General features: G+C 65.1%; 19 protein-coding genes. 9 read left to right on the top strand and 10 right to left on the bottom strand.

What is annotated here, in order from left to right; all coding sequences use genetic code 11:
- The first annotated feature begins 99 nt into the window (after positions 1 to 99).
- Positions 100 to 687, top strand: a complete 588-nt coding sequence (locus SPHV1_RS08620) for a uracil-DNA glycosylase family protein (protein ID WP_054945626.1) — start codon at positions 100 to 102, stop codon at positions 685 to 687.
- A 3-nt stretch (positions 688 to 690) separates the two neighbouring features.
- Here SPHV1_RS08620 and SPHV1_RS08615 read toward each other — a convergent pair whose 3' ends face one another.
- Together SPHV1_RS08615 and SPHV1_RS08610 are read right to left on the bottom strand one after the other, a co-directional pair.
- On the bottom strand, positions 691 to 1536 hold the full coding sequence (locus SPHV1_RS08615; RefSeq protein ID WP_054945625.1) for a MipA/OmpV family protein: 846 nt from the start codon (positions 1534 to 1536) through the stop codon (positions 691 to 693).
- An 84-nt stretch (positions 1537 to 1620) separates the two neighbouring features.
- Complete coding sequence (locus tag SPHV1_RS08610; protein WP_231634592.1) at positions 1621 to 2178, bottom strand: GNAT family N-acetyltransferase; 558 nt, start codon at positions 2176 to 2178, stop codon at positions 1621 to 1623.
- A 62-nt stretch (positions 2179 to 2240) separates the two neighbouring features.
- Between SPHV1_RS08610 and crtY the strand changes: the two genes are divergently transcribed.
- From crtY to SPHV1_RS08585, 5 genes are read left to right on the top strand one after another with little or no spacing between them, the layout of a single operon-like run.
- On the top strand, positions 2241 to 3467 hold the full coding sequence (crtY, locus tag SPHV1_RS08605) for a lycopene beta-cyclase CrtY (RefSeq protein WP_054945624.1): 1227 nt from the start codon (positions 2241 to 2243) through the stop codon (positions 3465 to 3467).
- Positions 3464 to 4942, top strand: a complete 1479-nt coding sequence (locus tag SPHV1_RS08600; protein WP_054945623.1) for a phytoene desaturase — start codon at positions 3464 to 3466, stop codon at positions 4940 to 4942. The genes crtY and SPHV1_RS08600 overlap by 4 nt, the downstream gene beginning before the upstream one ends.
- Before the next feature lie 8 nt (positions 4943 to 4950).
- Complete coding sequence (locus SPHV1_RS08595; RefSeq protein ID WP_231634591.1) at positions 4951 to 5376, top strand: T6SS immunity protein Tdi1 domain-containing protein; 426 nt, start codon at positions 4951 to 4953, stop codon at positions 5374 to 5376.
- Between the two features lies 1 nt (position 5377).
- Entirely contained in the window at positions 5378 to 5959 is a 582-nt protein-coding gene (locus SPHV1_RS08590; RefSeq protein ID WP_054945621.1) for a TIGR00730 family Rossman fold protein, read from the top strand.
- 37 nt (positions 5960 to 5996) lie between these two features.
- Complete coding sequence (locus SPHV1_RS08585; RefSeq protein WP_054945620.1) at positions 5997 to 6950, top strand: phytoene/squalene synthase family protein; 954 nt, start codon at positions 5997 to 5999, stop codon at positions 6948 to 6950.
- Between the two features lie 246 nt (positions 6951 to 7196).
- Here the strand turns inward: SPHV1_RS08585 and SPHV1_RS08580 are convergent, their stop codons facing one another.
- Positions 7197 to 8471 (bottom strand): multidrug effflux MFS transporter, encoded by a 1275-nt coding sequence (locus tag SPHV1_RS08580; protein ID WP_054945619.1) that lies wholly within the window; start codon positions 8469 to 8471, stop codon positions 7197 to 7199.
- Positions 8472 to 8551: 80 nt separating this feature from the next.
- Here SPHV1_RS08580 and dinB point away from each other — a divergent pair, with 80 nt between their 5' ends.
- Positions 8552 to 9676, top strand: coding sequence for a DNA polymerase IV (dinB, locus tag SPHV1_RS08575; protein ID WP_054945618.1), 1125 nt, complete (start codon positions 8552 to 8554; stop codon positions 9674 to 9676).
- A 41-nt stretch (positions 9677 to 9717) separates the two neighbouring features.
- Here dinB and SPHV1_RS08570 read toward each other — a convergent pair whose 3' ends face one another.
- From SPHV1_RS08570 to SPHV1_RS08540, 7 genes are all read right to left on the bottom strand, one after another.
- Complete coding sequence (locus tag SPHV1_RS08570) at positions 9718 to 10155, bottom strand: NUDIX domain-containing protein (RefSeq protein ID WP_054945617.1); 438 nt, start codon at positions 10153 to 10155, stop codon at positions 9718 to 9720.
- A gap of 59 nt (positions 10156 to 10214) precedes the next feature.
- Positions 10215 to 10835 (bottom strand): 6-phosphogluconolactonase, encoded by a 621-nt coding sequence (locus SPHV1_RS08565; RefSeq protein ID WP_054945616.1) that lies wholly within the window; start codon positions 10833 to 10835, stop codon positions 10215 to 10217.
- A 116-nt stretch (positions 10836 to 10951) separates the two neighbouring features.
- Complete coding sequence (locus SPHV1_RS08560; RefSeq protein ID WP_007011987.1) at positions 10952 to 11410, bottom strand: Dps family protein; 459 nt, start codon at positions 11408 to 11410, stop codon at positions 10952 to 10954.
- Between the two features lie 83 nt (positions 11411 to 11493).
- Positions 11494 to 12051 carry a hypothetical protein gene (locus tag SPHV1_RS08555; RefSeq protein WP_054945615.1) on the bottom strand — a complete coding sequence of 186 codons (558 nt, stop codon included), beginning with the start codon at positions 12049 to 12051 and terminating at the stop codon, positions 11494 to 11496.
- Positions 12052 to 12108: 57 nt separating this feature from the next.
- A complete protein-coding gene (locus tag SPHV1_RS08550; protein WP_054945614.1) occupies positions 12109 to 12861 on the bottom strand; it encodes an HAD-IIB family hydrolase in 753 nt (250 codons plus the stop codon).
- A 118-nt stretch (positions 12862 to 12979) separates the two neighbouring features.
- Positions 12980 to 14020, bottom strand: coding sequence for a mannose-1-phosphate guanylyltransferase (locus tag SPHV1_RS08545; RefSeq protein ID WP_054945613.1), 1041 nt, complete (start codon positions 14018 to 14020; stop codon positions 12980 to 12982).
- Positions 14021 to 14160: 140 nt separating this feature from the next.
- On the bottom strand, positions 14161 to 15459 hold the full coding sequence (locus SPHV1_RS08540; RefSeq protein ID WP_054945724.1) for a mechanosensitive ion channel family protein: 1299 nt from the start codon (positions 15457 to 15459) through the stop codon (positions 14161 to 14163).
- Positions 15460 to 15633: 174 nt separating this feature from the next.
- Between SPHV1_RS08540 and otsB the strand changes: the two genes are divergently transcribed.
- Complete coding sequence (otsB, locus tag SPHV1_RS08535) at positions 15634 to 16491, top strand: trehalose-phosphatase (RefSeq protein ID WP_054945612.1); 858 nt, start codon at positions 15634 to 15636, stop codon at positions 16489 to 16491.
- Positions 16488 to 18302: a glycoside hydrolase family 15 protein gene (locus tag SPHV1_RS08530; protein WP_054945611.1), complete on the top strand. Its 1815-nt coding sequence runs from the start codon at positions 16488 to 16490 to the stop codon at positions 18300 to 18302. The genes otsB and SPHV1_RS08530 overlap by 4 nt, the downstream gene beginning before the upstream one ends.
- Positions 18303 to 18324 lie beyond the last annotated feature (22 nt).

Genomic DNA, 18324 nt, shown 5'->3' with positions numbered 1-18324 from the left:
AGACGGCGAGTCCTACGCCGCATTGGTTAAGACCGGGTACCGCAAATCGACCGGGAAAAATATTGCGCCGCTGCGCAACTCGTCCCATCCCTGTGGGAAATGTCGCAAGCGCTCACAGATCTCCTGTCCGAAATCGCCGCCTGTCGCGTCTGCGAAAAGGCCCTGAACCACGAACCGCGCCCGGTGGTGCAAGCCGGGGAAAGCGCGCGCATCGTGGTGATCGGGCAGGCACCGGGCAGCAAGGTCCACGCCAGCGGCCGGCCATGGGACGACGAGAGCGGCGACCGCCTGCGCGACTGGACGGGGATGACGCGCGAGGTCTTCTACGACCCGGCATGGGTCGCGCACATGCCTTCCGGCTTCTGTTATCCGGGCAAGGCCAGCGGCGGCGACAAGCCCCCGCGTCCGGAGTGCGCGCCGCTATGGCATGCCCGCCTGCTGGCCCGATTGCCGCAGGTGCGCATCATGCTGCTCGTCGGCCAGTACGCGCAGAAGCTCTATCTGCCGCGCGGCTTCGCGCCCAACATGACCGAAGCGGTGCGCCGGTGGCATGACGCCCCGACCGGCGTGTTCCCCTTGCCCCACCCGGCCTGGCGCAGCCGGCTGTGGATGGCGATGCACCCCTGGTTCGAGGATCAGGTCCTGCCGGACCTGCGCCGCCGGATCAGCGACGCCCTTGCCGGCTGAGCATCAGAAACTGTAGGCGACGCCCAGACCCAAGAGCCACTGGTCGGCATCGCCGCGCAGCGAGGTATAGGGCGTATCCTTCGAATCGTTGACCATGCGCGAGTAGCTGGCGATCGAGAACAGCGCGAAGCCGCCATCGCGCAAGTCGCCGGACAGGTCATAACCGACCAGCATCGTCGCGCTCACGCTTTCCCAGCCGCCCTTGGCCTGGAACTGCGGCAGGCCGCTGGCATCGGACTGGGTCGGGCTGACCGAATAGTAATAGTCGGCATAATCGTCGTCGATGTGCTTGGCGCTGAGCGCCAGCGTCACCAGCGCCGCCTTGCTGACCGGCGTCATGTAGGTGATCGAAGGTGCCCAGGTCATGCCGCCATAGGCGCCTGCCACATCCCACTTCACGTCGGCGCTCAGGCTCAGCGAGTCATAGGGATTGAGCAGGCGATAGGCCGAAACGCCCCCGCTGGCCCCCAGTTCAACCGCTGTATCGAGCTTGCCTGCCGCACGCACGACCGGGTCCTTGATCTGGTTGACGCGGTTGCGCGAGATCGTTGCCACCGGGCCGAGCGCGAAGCCGATCCTGGCATCGGGCGCATCGGGAATGAGGTCGAGCGCAAGGCCCGCCGGACGCGGCGAGATGGTGATGCCCTTCACGCGCCCCTGCACGATCGGGATTGGCGAGACGACATAGTCGTCCGAACCATCGTAGCTCGGCCCGTAGATGGCGCCGACGCCCACCGTGATACGGTCGCGCGTCATGGCATCCCGGTCCTGCGCCTCATCGGCGAAGGCAGGCGTCGCAGGCAGAACGGCGGCGGTGGCCAGAAGCGCGAGGCTTCGCGAAATACTCATGGGTTTCCCTCCAATTTCGCTTTCGCAACGCATAGTTACGCCCGATGTTTCATCCGGGCGTCGATCATGCATCCGAAACCGATGTTACTCTGGCGGGATCTCACCGGGAAGGCTGTCCGCCCCCTCGCCAAGCTGTCGCTGCATCACGAAGACATCGAGCCACTGCCCGTGCTTCCAGCCGGCACCCGCCAGTGTTCCCACCGGCCGATAGCCCGCCCGGGCATGAAGGACAACCGAAGCCGGTTCACTCTCGGCGATAACCGCGAAGGCTTGCCTGAAGCCGCGCCTTTCGCATTCCTCGACAAGCGCGCTCAGCATCCGCCCGCCGACGCCGCGGCCCAGACTGTCAGGGCGCACGAAGATGGTGGTCTCCACACTGTAGCGATAGCCGACGCGCGGCCCGTAGCGGTGGGCGTAACCGACACCCAGTACGCGCCCGGCCGCATCGCGACTGACTAGCACCGGATAGCCGGCATCGACGATCTCTGAGAGACGACGCGCGATCTCGACCTCGTCGGGAGGGTCGGTTTCGAAGGTCGCAGTGCTTTCCAGCACATAGTGCGCATAGATCTCTGCTATGCCCGCGGCGTCGGCCGGCGTCGCTTCGCAGACGTTCAGTTCGTCGTCCATCATGCTGAACATGACGCAAAGCAGCATTCATGCCAAGTTGCGGAAAAGACACGCTGTGCCTAAACGTGCCAGCGATGCAGCAAAGCTCCAGCCATCCGACCGACTGCGATCTGGCGATTCTCGGCGGGGGCCTGGCCGGGGGCCTGATCGCCATGGCCATGGCCGAAAAGCGCCCGGACTTGCGCGTGATCCTGATCGAACAGGGCGAAAGGCTGGGCGGCGCGCACGTATGGTCGTTCTTTTCCAGTGACATAGCCCCGGCGCACGATTTGCTGGTGGAACCGCTGATCGCCGCCAGCTGGCAAGGGTATTCGGTCCATTTCCCGAACCGCTCGCGCAATCTCGGCACGGGGTACAACAGCATTACCAGTGCGAAGCTGGACGCAGCGGTGCGTGCAGCGCTGCCGCCCGAGGCGATCCTGACCGGCACACCCGTACGCGCCGCGGGCCCCGAAATCGTGGAAATGCAGGACGGCCGCACGATTGCCGCAGGCGCGGTGATCGACGCGCGCGGTGCCTCGGGCATGGCGCACCTCGCCGGCGGCTGGCAGAAATTCATGGGTCAGCGCCTGCGCCTGCGCCATCCGCACGGGCTTGACCGGCCGATCGTGATGGACGCGCGGGTGGAGCAGTTCGACGGCTATCGTTTCGTCTATTGCCTGCCCTTCTCCGATACCGAGGTCTTCGTCGAGGATACCTACTATTCCGACACGCCGAACCTAGACCTGCCCTTGCTCCGCGGCCGCATTGCCGACTATGCGGCATCCCAAGGCTGGGAAACGGCCGCTGTCGCTTACGAGGAAACCGGTGTTCTGCCGGTGATCGCAAAGGGGAATTTCGAGGCGTTCTGGCGCGAAAACGAAAGCGGATCGGCACCGGACATCGCCCGCGCCGGCGCCCGTGCCGCCCTTGTCCACCCGCTCACTTCGTATTCCGTTCCCGATGCTGTAGACTTCGCCATGTATCTTACGACACTCGACAATCTCTCCGGCCTGCGCCTAGGAAGGGTCAGTCATGCATGGGCAGCACAGCACTGGCGCAAAGGACGCTTCTACCGGATGTTGACACGCATGCTTTTCGGCGCGGCGCGGCCGCATGAGCGCTGGCGAATGCTGGAGCGCTTCTACGGCCTGCCCGAAAGCCTGGTCGAGCGCTTCTACGCCGGGCGCTCCACGCCCGCGGACATGATCCGCATACTGGCCGGCAAGCCGCCGGTTCCCATCGGCGCGGCGATCGCCAGCCTTGCCGGTGCCGGACGCCCGCTGGCCGACCTTTCCCCCCGTGATGGAGCGCAAGCATGAAGAAAGCCTGCGTTATCGGCGCCGGGTTCGGCGGCCTGGCCCTTGCCGTTCGCCTGCAGAGCGCGGGGATCGAGACGACACTGGTCGAAGGCCGCGACAAGGTAGGCGGCCGCGCCTACGTCTGGGAACGCGAAGGCTTCACGTTCGATGCCGGCCCGACGGTCGTGACCGACCCCGACTGCCTGCGCGAACTGTGGGCGCTGTCGGGCAGCGACATGGCCGACGACGTCGAGCTGATGCCGGTGATGCCCTTCTACCGCCTCAACTGGACCGACGGGACGGTGTTCGACTATTCGAACGACGAAGTGGCCCTGCGCCGCGAGATCGCCCGCGTCTCGCCCCATGACCTGAGCGGCTACGAGGAATTCCTGCGCTACGCCGCAGGCGTCTACCAGGAAGGCTACGTCAGGCTGGGGCACGAGGCATTCCTCGACTTCTCCAGCATGATCAAGGCCGCCCCCGCGCTGGCCCGCTACCAGGCGTGGCGTTCGGTCTATTCGATGGTTTCGGCCTACGTGAAGGACGAACACCTGCGTCAGGCGCTTTCGTTCCACACCCTGCTCGTCGGTGGCAACCCCATGACCACCTCGGCGATCTACGCCCTGATCCACAAGCTGGAGAAGGACGGCGGCGTCTGGTGGACGCGGGGCGGCACCAACAAGCTGGCCCAGGGCATGACGCGACTTTTCGAGCGGCTGGGCGGCAAGGTGCGACTGGGCGACAAGGTCGTGCAGGTCCTGACCGTCGGTGACCAGGCCACTGAAGTCATCACCGAAAGCGGCTGGAAGGAACACTTCGACGCGGTCGCCTCGAACGGCGACATCATGCACACCTACCGCGAGTTGCTGTCCGATTCCATGCGCGGCAAGACCATGGCAAAGAAGCTGTCTACGAAGCGCTTCTCGCCCAGCCTGTTCGTCGTCCATTTCGGGCTCGAGGGGACATGGCCAGGCATTCCGCACCACACGATTCTGTTCGGACCGCGCTACCGCGAACTCCTCGCCGACATCTACGAACACGGCGTGCTGCCGCGCGATTTCTCGATCTACCTGCACCACCCGACCGTCACCGATCCCTCGATGGCGCCCGCGGGCAAGAGCACGTTCTACGCGCTGGTGCCGGTCGCGCACATGGGCAAGCTGCCGATCGACTGGGACGAAGTGGGCCCGATCCTCGAACGCCGCATCCTCGACGAAGTCGGCCGCCGCCTGATCCCGGACATCGACGACCGCATCGTCACCAAGTTCCATTATGCGCCCAAGAACTTCGAAACAGACCTTTCCGCGTTCCACGGCAGCGCCTTCAGCCTTGAGCCGATCCTGACCCAGAGCGCGTGGTTCCGCGGCCACAACCGCGACGACCAGCTCAAGAACTTCTATCTCGTCGGCGCCGGAACCCATCCCGGTGCGGGCATTCCCGGCGTCGTCGGCTCTGCCAAGGCGACGGCCAAGCTGATGATCGAGGACCTGCGATGAATCGCGTGATGAACGCCCTGCGCGGAGACTGGGGATGGACCGGCGTCGATTTCGCCGAGATCATCGCCGTCAGCCGCATGGGGCACCTGCTGTTGTCCGACACCTCGGGCACGATCCACTACCTCGACCCGGAAACCCGCGAACTGATCTGTCTGGGCGGCGAGGAACAGGCGCGCCAGTACCTGGCCGATCCCGAAGTCTCGCTGGTCTGGCAGGCAGAGAAACTGGTGCAGGCAGCGCAGGAACGTCTGGGGCCGCCGGAAGCCGAGGAAGTCTATACCCTCACGCCCGATGCGCTGCTGGCCGGAGACTACGACGTCGAGAACCTGACCGTGATGCCGCTGGCCGAGTTGATCTCCTTCGCCGGACAAGTGGCATGGCAGACCCGCGACATGCCGGACAACACCGCGATCAAGCTGAAGAGCAACGACTGACATGCAACGCCTTGCCGTTTACTGCGGCTCCGCTTCCCCCTCCGATCCGCGCTATCTCGCCCTCGCCCACAGCGTCGGCGAGGACCTTGCCCGCCGCGGCATCGGCGTCGTCTATGGCGGCGGGCGGCTCGGCCTGATGGGCGCGCTTGCCTCTTCCGCGCTGGCGGCGGGCGGCGAAGTCATCGGCGTGATCCCCGAGGCGCTCGTCAGCGGCGAAGTCGCGAACTACGACTGCACCGAGCTGCAGGTGGTTTCCACCATGCACGAACGCAAGGCGGCCTTCACCCGCCTGTCCGACGGCTTCCTCGTCCTGCCCGGCGGCGTAGGCACCATGGACGAGTTGTGGGAAGCGGTGAGCTGGGCCCAGCTCGGCTATCATGGCAAGCCGGTCGGCGTGCTCAATGCCTTCGGTTTCTACGACGGCTTGCTCGCCTTCAACCGCCACATGGCCGAAGTCGGCTTCGTGCGGCCCGCGCATCAGGGCATCATCATGGCCGAGAGCGAGCTCGACCTGCTGCTGGAACGCATGCACGCGCATGAGCCGATCACGCCCATCACCAAGATGCACCCGGATACGCTGTGACCTGCGCTCCGACCGACAACGCCGCCGCCATCCCGGCATGACCGCCACGCGCAGCGAACTCGTCGCGGCGGCGCGCAAGTCGATCCGCAAGGGCTCGAAAAGCTTTGCGGCCGCCAGCCGCCTGTTCGACCGCACCACGCGCGAACGCGTCTGGCTGCTCTACGCCTGGTGCCGCGCCTGCGACGACATTGCCGATAATCAGGACCACGGTCACGCGACTGTCGCCGGCGCCTCCCGGCTCGATCCCGATGCGCGGCTGGCGACGATCCGGACCCTGACCGAACTGGCCATCGCCGGGGAGGAAACCGGCAGCATGCCTTTCGACGCGCTGGCCCAGCTCCTGCGCGAAGTGCCCCTCACCCGCACGATGATCGAGGATGTCATCGCCGGCTTTGCGCTCGACGCAGCCGAATGGCGGCCGCGCAGCGAAGCCGACATGCTGCGCTACTGCTATCACGTTGCGGGCGCCGTCGGGGTGCTGATGGCCGCCGTCATGGGCGTCGCTCCCGATGACGACGACACGCTGGATCGCGCCTGCGACCTGGGAATTGCCTTTCAGCTCGCCAATATCGTGCGCGATGTCTGGGAAGACGATGCCGCCGGGCGCTGCTACCTGCCGGTCGAATGGCTGGCCGAGGCCGACATTCCGCCCGGAGAAGTCACCAAGCCGCACTACCGTCATGCCCTCGTGCCGATGGTTGCACGGGCCTGCAAGCTCGCTCGCGGCTACGAGGCATCGGCCCGCGTCGGCGCTGCCCGCCTCGCCTTTCGCCAACGCTGGGCGGTACTGTCCGCGACCAACATCTATGGCGGGATCGCGCGCAAGGTGGAAGCGCTGGGCGCGCACGCCTGGGACCACCGGGTCACGACTACGCGACCGGAAAAGCTGGGGATGTTGCTCAAGGCGCTCGGCGAAGCGCGGCGCGCTCCGGTTCCAGCCGAGAACCCTGCGCTTTCGCGCAGGGAACTGGCCGCACTGGCACGACGCTAGATCGGCGCGCACCGGTAGCCGTGTACTCGTCGAAGCGTGTACCCTAACGTCCCATCGACCCGTGCCGCCACAAGGTAGCGGAGGGGATTCTTTAAAGGACGAACCCGAAGGGCCGCAGCGCGATTTGCAAAGGGGCAATTCGCAATTGCAGGTGGACAGTGCCTGCCCCGAAGCGGGCCAGCAACCGTGTTGCTGTCGAGCGCTCCTCGTGTGCGATGACCTGCGAGGGCTATCCCAAGGCGCCTGTCAGGGGCGCTTGCCCGGAGAGTAGTAGCCCGGCGGATAGTTGAGCCGGCGGAACAGCTTTCCGCGTTCCGAATAGAGAACGGCCGCGAAGGACACGATGCCGGCCACCAGCATCGAGGCGAAGATCGGCCTCGCCGTCCCGTCGTATGCCTGACCGATCAGGGAGCCGAGCGAGGCACCGACCAGCAGGCGGATGAAGGACATGATCGATGATGCTGCCCCGGCAGTGCGGGCGAAGGGCTGCAGGCTGATCGACTGGAAGTTGGCGCCGATGAACGACATCATGCAGATGCTGAAGGTCATCAGCGGTACGAAGACCCACAAGGTATCCGAGCCGCTCATCGCAATACCTAGGTGAACCGCCGCGGCGACGATGTAGGCAATCAGCGCGGACTGCGAGACGCGCCGTGCACCGAAACGTTCGACGATGCGGGAATTCGCAAAGTTCGCCACGGCCATCACCAGCGCCATGCCGCCAAAGATCATCGGAAACATCAGGCCTGCCCCGAAATGCTCGCCGACCAACTGTTGGGCGCTGTTGATGTAGCCGAACATCGCCGACTGGACGAGCGCCATGCCAATGACATAGCCGATCGATTCGCGCACGGTCAGTGCCGAGCCCATGTTGCGCAGGATGACGACGGGGCGCAGTTCCTGCCGATGCGCAGGATCGAGCGTCTCGGGCAGGCGCAGCAGCATCCAGATCATCACGGCCGTACCCAGCACCGCCATGATTCCGAAGATCCAGCGCCACCCGGCGAAGATCATGACCGTCTGGCCCAGCATCGGCGCGATCATCGGGATGACCATGAAGGTCATGGCCACCAGCGACTGCATTCGCGCCATCTGGTCGCCTTCGAAGCGGTCGCGGATGATCGTCATCGGCATGACCATCAGGGCAGCGCTCAAGGCGCCCATGAGACCGCGCGCGACCAGCAGCATCGTGAAGTCCGATGCTACCGCACAAGCGAGCGATGCCAGAACGTAGGCGCACAGGGAAAAGGCAAGCACCGGCTTGCGGCCGTAACGGTCGGCCATCGAGCCGGGAATCAGCGAACCCAGGCCGCTGCAAATGAGAAACACGCCGACGATGAGCTGGCGATCGTTGGGATCGGTCAGCTTGAGATCGGAGGAAATCGCCCCGAGCGCCGGCAGCATGACGTCGATCGCAAGCCCCTGCAGCGCCTGAAAGGAGGCGAGCAGCACCACGAATTCCACGCCGGAGATCGGGACCTGATCCGATTTTGCCTTGGGGGTCGACATAGCATTGCGCATTGCAGCAAGAATTTTCTCCTTGCCAGCAAATTCTAACGGACGATGGCATCCTGCCCGTTATCGGGCCTATATCGTCCCCCATGTCATCGCATGAAGGAGAATCGGCAGACGGCGAGGAAGAGGCCGACGGGCTTCGCAAGATCATCCACGTCGACATGGATGCCTTCTATGCCAGCGTCGAACAGCGCGACGACCCGGATCTGCGCGGCAAGCCGGTCGCGGTCGGCGGTTCCTCCGGACGCGGCGTGGTGGCGGCGGCCAGTTACGAGGCCCGCAAGTTCGGGGTACGCTCCGCCATGCCCTCAGCGCGGGCGGCAAGGCAATGCCCCGGCCTGATCTTCCGCAAACCCCGCTTCGAGGTCTATCGCGCGGTAAGCCAGCAGATCCGGGCGATTTTTCACGAGTACACGCCGCATGTCGAACCGCTCTCGCTCGACGAGGCCTATCTGGACGTCACTGCCGACCTCAAGGGCCTGGGCTCGGCCACGCGCATCGCCGAGGAAATCCGCCGCCGCATCAAGGCCGAAACCGGACTGACTGCCAGCGCCGGGGTTTCCTACAACAAGTTCCTCGCCAAGCTCGCCAGCGACCAGAACAAGCCCGACGGCCTGTGCGTGATCCGTCCCGGCGAAGGTGCCGCCTTCGTCGCCATGCTGCCAGTGCGGCGCTTCCATGGCGTGGGGCCGCGCGGGGCCGAGAAGATGGCGCGACTGGGCATCGAAACCGGTGCAGACTTGCGCGAAAAGGACATCCACTTCCTGCGCCAGCATTTCGGCAGCTTTGCCGAATACCTCTACCGCGCCGCCCGCGGCGTCGACCTGCGGCAGGTTCGCGCAAATCGCCCGCGCAAGTCGGTCGGCGGCGAACGCACCTTTTTCGAGGACATAGCCCGGTCTGATGCGCTGCGCGAGACGATGGATTCGATCATCGACATCGTCTGGGATCGCATCGAACGGGCCGAGGCGCGCGGACGCACGGTGACCCTGAAGCTGCGCTACGCGGATTTCCGGACGATCACCCGCGCCCGATCACTGCCCCATTTCGTGACCGGAAAGGAAGAGTTCGGACAGATCGGTCGCGCCCTGCTGGAAGACCTCATGCCCCTGCCCCAGCCGATCCGGCTGATGGGCCTGACCCTCTCCGCCCTCGAACGCGAAGAAGCCGTCGCGAAGGAAGCGAAAGACGGGCAGTTGTCATTTCTCTGAAATCCCGAGGCTGACCCTCTTACCCCGGCCCATCCGGGGAATTACTTTAAGGTCGGTGTGCCCTGACCGGATGCCCGCCTGTAGGTTTCCATCCAGACCTGCAGGCCCTGCCGCAGGTCCTGCGTCATCGGCTCGGGCAGTGCATCGAGGGGGAAGAAACCCGCCTCGATGACTTCGCGACCGTCGGGCACAGGCGTGCTGTCGGTTCGCCCGATCACGACATGGACGATATTCGTGGCGCCGAACAGGTCCTCGACCACCGTCTGGATCTCCCGCGCACCGGTGAGCCTGCAGCCGGTTTCCTCACGAAGCTCTCGTTCGGATGCGGCAAGGGGATGCTCACCCCTGTCCATGCCGCCGCCGGGGAACATCCAGTCGTCCGAGCCATACGAGTGGCGCTGCATCAGCAGGTGCCCCTGGGCATTGAACGCCAGCACGCGAACACCCTCCACCGTCGGTCGGCGAAGCGTCCAGAGCATGCGCCGCACGCCATGCGCCAGCCGGTATAGTCCGCGGTGCAGCGGCGCCGGCAATCGCGTCAGCAAAAGCAGGTCACCTTGTGACGGGCAGCACCCAACAGGCGAGCGACCGGAAGATCGTGCTCCCCCTTTATCGCGCCGTCGAGGACCGCTCGCTTGTCGGCACCGCGGATGACGAACATGATCTCATCGCTGTCGAGCAGCGCGGGGATCGTCAGGCTCACACGATCGAACGGGGCTTCGGGCGGAAGCGGGTCGGGCGTCAGGCGGCGAACGGCATGGCGATCGTTCACCTGCGGATCGGTGTTCGGAAACAGCGAGGCGATATGCCCGTCACCGCCCATGCCAAGCCAGGCGATGGCGAAATGCGGCGGCTGGGCGTCTTCGGTCAGCGGCACGATCTGCGCCCCGACCGGTTCGAGACGGGCGCGGATCTTGCCGATATTCGAAGCGGGGTGTTCCTCCTCGACGATACGGTCGTCCCCCGGCCAAACGGCGATGCGGTGCCAGGGCAGGTCCATCTTCGCCAGCAGGTCGAAGATCGGAAACGGCGTCGATCCGCCCGGCACGGTGATGGCGATTTCATCGGAGGTGAGCGACAGTGCCGCCAGCAGGCGCTGCGCGAACCACTCGGCAATCGCCTTGTCGTCGGCGTTCTCGATAATCTGGATCTTGGGCATGGACGCGCTCTAGCAGCGCGCGAGTAATTTGTCGTGGGGGTAGAAGGAGCTTTTGTGCTTCCCGGAAAAGGACTGCCTGCGGGCGGCGACCTGGAGCGCCGCCCGCCAGCGTTCCGTCAGGCGAGGATTTCGCGCAGGAACCAGGCGCGTTGCTCGGCCTGATCGGTCCAGTCGTCGACGATGCCGTCGGTGGCATTGTCGCCCGCTTCGCCGGCAGCGGCCTTCACTTCGCGCAGTCGCTCGACATAGGCGAGATTGTCGTCACGCAGTTCCCTGACCATCGCCATCGCGTCGAGGTCGGTCGAATCCTGCGGCTTGATGCGGGTCTTTGCCGAGATCGCATCGGGACTGGTCAGGGTCTTGCCGCCCTGCTTGCGCACGCGTTCGGCCACGAGGTCGGTCAGCGCGAAGATTTCCGTCGCATGTTCGTCGAACAGCAGATGCAGGTCGCGGAACTGGGGACCCTTCACATGCCAGTGGAAGTTCTTGGTCTTCACGTAGAGCGCGAAAGTATCCGCCAGCAGCCCGTTGAGGCTGTCGATGAGAGCGGCCTGTACGTTGTCCTTGGAAGTCATGGTTGTCCCTCGTGCTGGTATGTTGGACACAATGTATAATCCAAAACGCGTATTAAAAGACTTGGTTCAATCGGATATTCCGATCACAGTAGCCCGAATTCCCTCAGGAAAACGACAAGGGCAACAAGCACCAGAACGGCTCCGACTATACGGCGCCCGCGCATCGCCAGTGGTCGATCGAGGACGCCGGGCGCCGCCCATGCAAGGATGGACAGGACAAGGCCGCCAAGCAGGCCGCCGGAGCCTGCCGCCAAGGGGGCGCCCAAGCCTACGGCGAGGCCGAATATCAGGAACCGAACCGCGTCCGTCACTTGCGCAGCGGCCAGCACAAGGCCGAGCGCACCGAGCGAATTGGTCGGTTCTTTCGGCTTGCGACGCGGCGACAGGATCATCGATTCCAGACCGGCGAGACCGATCGCGATCCCCGCAAAGATCGCGCGCGCCGGCGGCGGCAGGACGGGAAGCGTCTTCGAAGCCGCCCATGCCGCCAATGCCGAAGTCAGGCCGGTGCAAACCAGGGTGACCAGCAGGACACCCGGACGTTGCCCCTGCCGTGCCGTGAGCCCGGCGATCGTGACCTGGTCCCGCGCACCGAACCCCGCGAGGAGAACACCCAGGAATGTCAGGTAGAATGCCGGCATCGGGCCTCCGCGTTCACGGCCGCAGCCGCCCTTGACCGGTCATCCTGCCCGGCGCTGTCAGATCGCCTTCTGGCAGGACACGATGGCGGCAATGACATTGGCGGTATCGGCCGGATCACGCACGCAGATCGTGTCGAGCCCCATGGCCTTGGCCGGATAGTCGTTGCCGCCCGGGAAGATGGCATCGCCGATGAAGAGGATGTCGCGCTCCTCAACGCCGCTATGTTCCGACAGGCGCCGCAGGCCCCAGGCCTTGTCGACGCCCGGCTGGGTTACGTCGACGGATGTCGCGCCGCCGAGATTGATCGAAACGCCGGGCAGGCGTTGGATCAGGTCGGCCTGGATCACCTTGCGCTTGGCGAAATCGGGATCCCAGACTTCCTTGGCCTCTAGCGGAGCCTGCTGGCCGAGCGCGGAAAAGGTAATCTGGCTGCCGCGATCCTCGATCCGCTCACCCCAGGTCTGTTCGGGCACGAATCCGGTCGCTTCGAGTGAGGCATCGAAGGCATCAAGGATGGCCTGCTTCTGCTCGTCGCTGAAGAGTTCGGCATAGACTGCGTTCCAGCCACCTTCGCGATGGACATAGAGCTTGGCACCGCTCGTCGGCAGCATCCACAGGCGCGAGAGGTCGGCATGACCGGGCAGGCGGCTGGCCACCTGCTTGTCGAACTGCGGCCAGTCACCGCCCGAAATCACCGCAACCTGGGCGACCTCGAGAAGATCGGCCATGGCCTGCGCCATCTCGTCGGTAAGCGGCTGCTTGCTGAGGGCCAGAGTCCCGTCGAGATCGAAAGCCACGATTTTCTTCATCTCAAACCTTTCATGGTCCGGCCTTCGCGCAGGCGCGATTGAACGCCATGCCGGAACAGGGTGTCATGTGCATGGCGCAGCGCGATTGCGTCCGCAAGCGCACCATGGGAGTACTCGACTATTGGTTGACCGCGCCCGAAAGCTTGCCGACTTTCTGCACGCCTGCGGCCGTCGTGATCACGATGTCGTCGCCATCGACGACGACGATCACATCCTCGAGCCCGATGACCGAGACCCGCGGGCCATCGCTGTCCACCAGGACATTGCGGCAATCGACCAGTTCGGCAACGGCGCCGCGCACGGTGTTGCCGTTGCCGTCACGCTCCAGCGCATCGTGCAGGGCCTGCCAGTTGCCGATGTCCGACCACTCCATGTCGGCCGGGACCATGGCCGCACGGTCGGTGTTTTCCATCACCGCGTAGTCGACGGAATCGCTTTGCGTCGCAGCGAACGTTTCGGCGTCGGGGTGGAAGCGTGCCCCCTCTTCCCGGCCCTTGGCGACGGATTCGCGCACTGTCTGCGCGATCTGCGGGCGATGCGCCGCCAGTTCGGCGAGGAAATCACTCACCCGGAAGGCAAAGATGCCTCCATTCCAGGCGTAACTGCCGTCTGCCAGGAAGGCCTTGGCCCGCTCCAGATCCGGCTTTTCGACGAACTGCGCTGTCCTGAAGCCCCTCTCGTCGATCGGTTCGCCCCGCTTCAGATAGCCGAAGCCGGTTTCCGGCGCGGTCGCCTCGATCCCGAAGGAGACCAGCCAGCCCTCTTCCGCCAGCGCCGCGGCCTTGAGCGCCGCTTCGGCAAAGACCTGCGGCCTGCCGATATGATGGTCGCTGGGGCATACCAGCATGATCGCGTCCTGCGGCAGGCGATGGGCCGCGAGCGCGATGGCCGCAGCCGTGTTGCGCGCCGCCGGCTCGACGATGACCCGGGCATCGGCGCGCCCACCGAGCTGCGCCTCGACATGATCGAGGTGCTTCACGCCGGTGACGACGATAGGCCCGGCGAAACCGGCGGCTGCGGGGCATCGCGCGACCGTGGCTTCGAACAGGGTCTGCTCGCCTACCAGCGGCAGGAACGGCTTGGGCTTGGCGGCACGGCTGCGCGGCCACAGTCGCGTACCGCTGCCTCCGCACAAAATGACTGGAACGATCGTGGGCATGGGCCTCTGAAATGACGGAAAAGCGTGTGTCGCGAGTAAAGCCGGTCCTAGCAAGGTTGCAACCGGCGCATTGGAATTACACTTGCACCTTGCGCAGGGAAAGATCCGGTAAACTACTCAGCGGCACACTCAAGCGTCATTTATTCCATCGATAATGGCGCCATCCGTTCCCGCAACGGCTCTCCCAGCCCGGCGAGGTCCCGGCCGCTCGGATGCTGGAACAGGCGCAGGCCGAATTGCGGCAGGATTGCAAGGAGATGGTCGAAGATGTCGCCCTGGATGCCTTCGTACTCCGCCCAGTCGACGGTGTCGGTGAAGCAGTAAATTTCCAGCGGCAGGCCCTTCTCGGTCGGCGCGAGCTGACGAACCATCGTCGTCCCCCGCCTGGCAATGCGCGGGTGGGCTTCGAGATAGGCGAGCATATAGGCACGAAAGGTACCGACATTGGTCGGGCGGCGGCGGTTGACCGGGCGGTCATCCTCCCCATCGCGTACGGCATTCTGCGCGTTCCATTCGGCCAGCTCCCTGTCCTTGGCGGCCATGTAGGGCTCGAGCAGCATGAAGCAGCGCAAGTCCTCCCACTGCTCGCGACCGAGGAAATCGATGGTCGTCTGGTCGATCAGCAGGGAACGCATGATCCGCCGCCCGCCCCATTCGCGCATGAAACGCCAGTTGCGGTAGGAGTCGGAAATCAGCTTGTGCGTCGGGATCGTCGTGACGGTCTTGTCGAAGTTCTGCACCTTTACGGTGTGCAGCGCGATGTCGATCACGTCGCCGTCGGCATTGAGCTGCGGCATCTCTATCCAGTCGCCCACGCGCAGCATGTCGTTCGAACGCAACTGCACCGAGGCGACGAGCGAGAGGATCGTGTCGCGGAAAATCAACATGATCACGGCGGCTAGCGCGCCAAGACCGGACAGCAGCAGCAGTGGCGACTGGCCGATCAGCGCCGCGACGATCAGGATCGAGGCAGCGGCATAGATCAGGATCTTGGCGACCTGCAGATAGCCCTTGATCGGCCGGCTCGCCGCCTCTGGCTTCAGTTCATAGGCATCGTTGGCCAGTTCCAGCAGATCGCACAGCGCCCGCGCCAGGGTGAAGATGATGAAGGCTTGCGACAGGACCTGCACCAGCACGACTGCCTGCTCCGGCAGGCCCGCGATGACCGCGATTCCCTGATGCAGGATGACGGCCGGCACGACGTTCGCGAGGTGGGTGACGAGCTTGCGCACGTCGTTTGCCTCGTTGCGCAGCGGGGTGCGCGCTATCATGATCGTCACCGGCCGCACGACCAGCTTCTTGGCCAGCCAGTTGGCGAACCAAGCGACAAGAAGCAGTCCGGCCAGCGAGACGAGAGCATAGGCGGCCGGCTGGCCTGCAAAGAACGTACTGATGGTCTCGAGCGTCTGGATCGGTGCCTCCCCGCGTGTCTTTGGCATGAATGGACAGAAGAACCGGATCGGCGCCGCCCGGTTCGCAGCGCGCGGACAATGGCGACCGCGACCGGGCATTTCAACCGGGGAACCGGCCTTTCGCCCGATCGTTGCTGCAAAGCGGCATTTTTGAGGAGCTGGGGGTTGGCCTGTGTGCCAGATGATGCAAAGGTCATAGCGATGACAGACGAAAGCGACAGCCTGAAGCTGGCGCTGCGCGGATCGTCGCCCGACGACCTGTCCCAGCCGCCCCCCTTGCGCCTTTCCTCGAAGGCCGCCCTTTTCCTCGATTTCGACGGAACCCTCGTCGATATCGCTGCCCATCCCGACCATGTCGAGATCGCCAAGGCCCTGCCCACCCTGATCGAGACGCTGGGCGAGAAACTCGAAGGCCGCCTGGCCCTCGTCAGCGGCCGTGCGCTCGAGGCGCTGGACCGCCTGCTGGGCCCGGTCGACGTCGCCATGGCCGGCTCCCACGGCGGCGAGTTCCGTCCTTGCCGCAGTGCCGAAATCCACCCGCTTGCCGATCCGCTGCCCGAAACGATCGCCCGCCCGCTCGGCGCTTTCGCCCGCGACAACGGCGAACTGCTCGTCGAGCGCAAGCCCTTCTCGATGGCTGTGCACTATCGCGGGCGGTCCGATATGCGCACCCCGCTTCTCGCCCTGGCGCGCGAGCTTGCCGAAGCCCATGGCGCCGACGTCAAGGACGGCAAGATGGTCGTCGAAGTGGTCATGCCCGGATCGGACAAGGGCAGCGCCGTCGCCCGCTTCATGGAAATGCCGCGCTTTGCCGGCGCGACGCCCTATTTCATCGGCGACGACGTTACCGATGAAGATGCCTTCAGGGCCGTCACCGCAATGGGCGGCGAAGGCATCCTGGTCGGCCCGATGCGCGAAACGGCGGCCAGTTGGCGGCTCGAGAGCGTAGAGCAGGTCCACGCGTGGCTCACCCGCGCCCTCGCCGAAGGTCCGGCCGGCACAGCCGGAATGACACCCGATGCCGAAAATGCAGGAAAAGCAGGAGAACGCCCCGCATGAGCTCGCTGGAACTGTGGCCGATCGGCAATTGCCAGGTCAGCGGTCTGATCGACGAATCCGGCGCCATCGTCTGGGGCTGCGTCCCGCGGGTCGACGGCGACCCGACCTTCTGCGCGCTCCTGCGCGGTGACGAGGGGCAGGACGCGGGCACCTGGCGTTTCGAACTGGAGGAACAGGTCTCCATCAGCCAGCACTACATGCGCAATACGCCGATACTGGTGACCCGGCTGGAGGACGTTCACGGCGGCGTCGTCGATGTGATCGACTTCTGCCCGCGGTTCCAGCGCTCCGGGCGCACCTACCGCCCGGTGGCCTATGCCCGCATCGTGCGTCCGGTCCACGGCTCCCCGCGCATCAAGGTCGTGCTCACGCCGATGAGCGGCTATGGTGCCCAGCTGGCCCAGATCACCCATGGCTCCAACCACATCCGCTATCTGGTCGAACGCAACACCCTGCGCCTCACCACGGATGCGCCGATCGGCTACGTCCTCGACGAACGCTACTTCCGCCTCGAACGGCCGATGCACTTCTTCCTCGGCCCGGACGAACCCTTTGCCGGGAACGTCCAGCACGAGCTGGAAACCATGTGCCAGCTGACCGAGGCCTACTGGGCCAACTGGGTGCGCGGCCTTGCCACCCCGATGGACTGGCAGGATGCGGTGATCCGCGCCGCGATCACCCTCAAGCTGTGCCAGCACGAGGAAACCGGTGCGATCGTCGCGGCTCTCACCACCTCGATCCCCGAAGCGCCGAACAGCCAGCGCAACTGGGACTACCGCTATTGCTGGATCCGCGACGCCTACTACACCGTGCAGGCGCTCAACCACCTGGGCGCGCTCGACGTGCTGGAAAAGTACCTCGCCTACTTGCGCAACATCGTCGACGACGCCGAGGGAGGTGCGATCCAGCCGCTCTATGCCGTGAGCGGCGCCAAGGAAATCATCGAGTGGGAGGCCAAGGACCTCTCCGGCTATCGCGGCATGGGCCCGGTGCGCGTCGGCAACGCCGCCTACTACCAGATCCAGAACGACTGCTACGGCCAGATCGTCCTGCCATCCATCCAGGCCTTCTCCGACCGCCGCCTGCTGCGCATGGCGAACATGGACGATTTCGAAAGCCTCGAGGAAGTGGGCGAGATGGCGTGGAAGACCCACGACCAGCCCGACGCGGGCCTGTGGGAGCTACGCACCCGCACCGCAGTCCATACCTATTCGAGCGTGATGAGCTGGGCCGCCTGCGACCGCCTTGCCAATGCCGCCCAGCACCTTGGACTCGATGAACGGCACAAGCTCTGGCGCGAACGGGCCGACACGATCCGCAAGAACATCGACGAAGGCGCGTGGTACAGGCTGGAAGGCCCCGACCTCGACGATGGCGGCGCGGGTGGGTACTATGTCGCCAGTTTCGGCGGCGACCAGCTCGACGCCAGCCTGTTGCAGATGGTCGAACTGCGCTTCGTGCATGCCAACGACCCCAGGTTCCAGTCGACGCTGCAGGCGGTCCAGAAGTCCCTGCGCCGGGGCGAACACATGTTGCGCTACGCCAACGAGGACGACTTCGGCCTGCCCGAGACGGCGTTCAACATCTGCACGTTCTGGCTGATCGAGGCCCTGCACCGCAGCGGCCAGGACGAGGAAGCCCGGCGCCTGTTCGAGGCCATGCTCGGCCATCGCACCAAGTCGGGCCTTCTGTCGGAGGACATGGATTTCGAGACGAGCGAGCTCTGGGGGAACTTCCCGCAGACCTATTCGCTTGTCGGTATCATAAACTGCGCCGGGCAACTGTCGCGGTCATGGCGGGACTGGCGCTGACGCGTCGCGACCGATCGGCGCC

Origin of the sequence: Novosphingobium sp. KN65.2 (genome assembly GCF_001368935.1) — a bacterium.
Lineage (GTDB): Bacteria > Pseudomonadota > Alphaproteobacteria > Sphingomonadales > Sphingomonadaceae > Novosphingobium > Novosphingobium mathurense.
This window is presented reverse-complemented; position numbering and strand designations above follow the sequence as displayed.

Excerpts from the sequence above, each read along its gene's own strand:
- SPHV1_RS08590 (WP_054945621.1), top strand. The coding sequence starts at position 5,378 with ATGCAACGCCTTGCCGTTTACTGCGGCTCCGCTTCCCCCTCCGATCCG.
- SPHV1_RS08565 (WP_054945616.1), bottom strand. The coding sequence starts at position 10,835 with ATGCCCAAGATCCAGATTATCGAGAACGCCGACGACAAGGCGATTGCC.
- SPHV1_RS08545 (WP_054945613.1), bottom strand. The coding sequence starts at position 14,020 with ATGCCCACGATCGTTCCAGTCATTTTGTGCGGAGGCAGCGGTACGCGA.
- otsB (WP_054945612.1), top strand. The coding sequence starts at position 15,634 with ATGACAGACGAAAGCGACAGCCTGAAGCTGGCGCTGCGCGGATCGTCG.
- SPHV1_RS08560 (WP_007011987.1), bottom strand. The coding sequence starts at position 11,410 with ATGACTTCCAAGGACAACGTACAGGCCGCTCTCATCGACAGCCTCAAC.
- SPHV1_RS08615 (WP_054945625.1), bottom strand. The coding sequence starts at position 1,536 with ATGAGTATTTCGCGAAGCCTCGCGCTTCTGGCCACCGCCGCCGTTCTG.
- crtY (WP_054945624.1), top strand. The coding sequence starts at position 2,241 with ATGCAGCAAAGCTCCAGCCATCCGACCGACTGCGATCTGGCGATTCTC.
- SPHV1_RS08595 (WP_231634591.1), top strand. The coding sequence starts at position 4,951 with ATGAACGCCCTGCGCGGAGACTGGGGATGGACCGGCGTCGATTTCGCC.
- SPHV1_RS08600 (WP_054945623.1), top strand. The coding sequence starts at position 3,464 with ATGAAGAAAGCCTGCGTTATCGGCGCCGGGTTCGGCGGCCTGGCCCTT.
- SPHV1_RS08610 (WP_231634592.1), bottom strand. The coding sequence starts at position 2,178 with ATGTTCAGCATGATGGACGACGAACTGAACGTCTGCGAAGCGACGCCG.
- SPHV1_RS08580 (WP_054945619.1), bottom strand. The coding sequence starts at position 8,471 with ATGCGCAATGCTATGTCGACCCCCAAGGCAAAATCGGATCAGGTCCCG.
- SPHV1_RS08540 (WP_054945724.1), bottom strand. The coding sequence starts at position 15,459 with ATGCCAAAGACACGCGGGGAGGCACCGATCCAGACGCTCGAGACCATC.
- SPHV1_RS08550 (WP_054945614.1), bottom strand. The coding sequence starts at position 12,861 with ATGAAGAAAATCGTGGCTTTCGATCTCGACGGGACTCTGGCCCTCAGC.
- SPHV1_RS08570 (WP_054945617.1), bottom strand. The coding sequence starts at position 10,155 with ATGCTCTGGACGCTTCGCCGACCGACGGTGGAGGGTGTTCGCGTGCTG.
- SPHV1_RS08530 (WP_054945611.1), top strand. The coding sequence starts at position 16,488 with ATGAGCTCGCTGGAACTGTGGCCGATCGGCAATTGCCAGGTCAGCGGT.
- SPHV1_RS08555 (WP_054945615.1), bottom strand. The coding sequence starts at position 12,051 with ATGCCGGCATTCTACCTGACATTCCTGGGTGTTCTCCTCGCGGGGTTC.
- SPHV1_RS08620 (WP_054945626.1), top strand. The coding sequence starts at position 100 with ATGTCGCAAGCGCTCACAGATCTCCTGTCCGAAATCGCCGCCTGTCGC.
- dinB (WP_054945618.1), top strand. The coding sequence starts at position 8,552 with ATGTCATCGCATGAAGGAGAATCGGCAGACGGCGAGGAAGAGGCCGAC.
- SPHV1_RS08585 (WP_054945620.1), top strand. The coding sequence starts at position 5,997 with ATGACCGCCACGCGCAGCGAACTCGTCGCGGCGGCGCGCAAGTCGATC.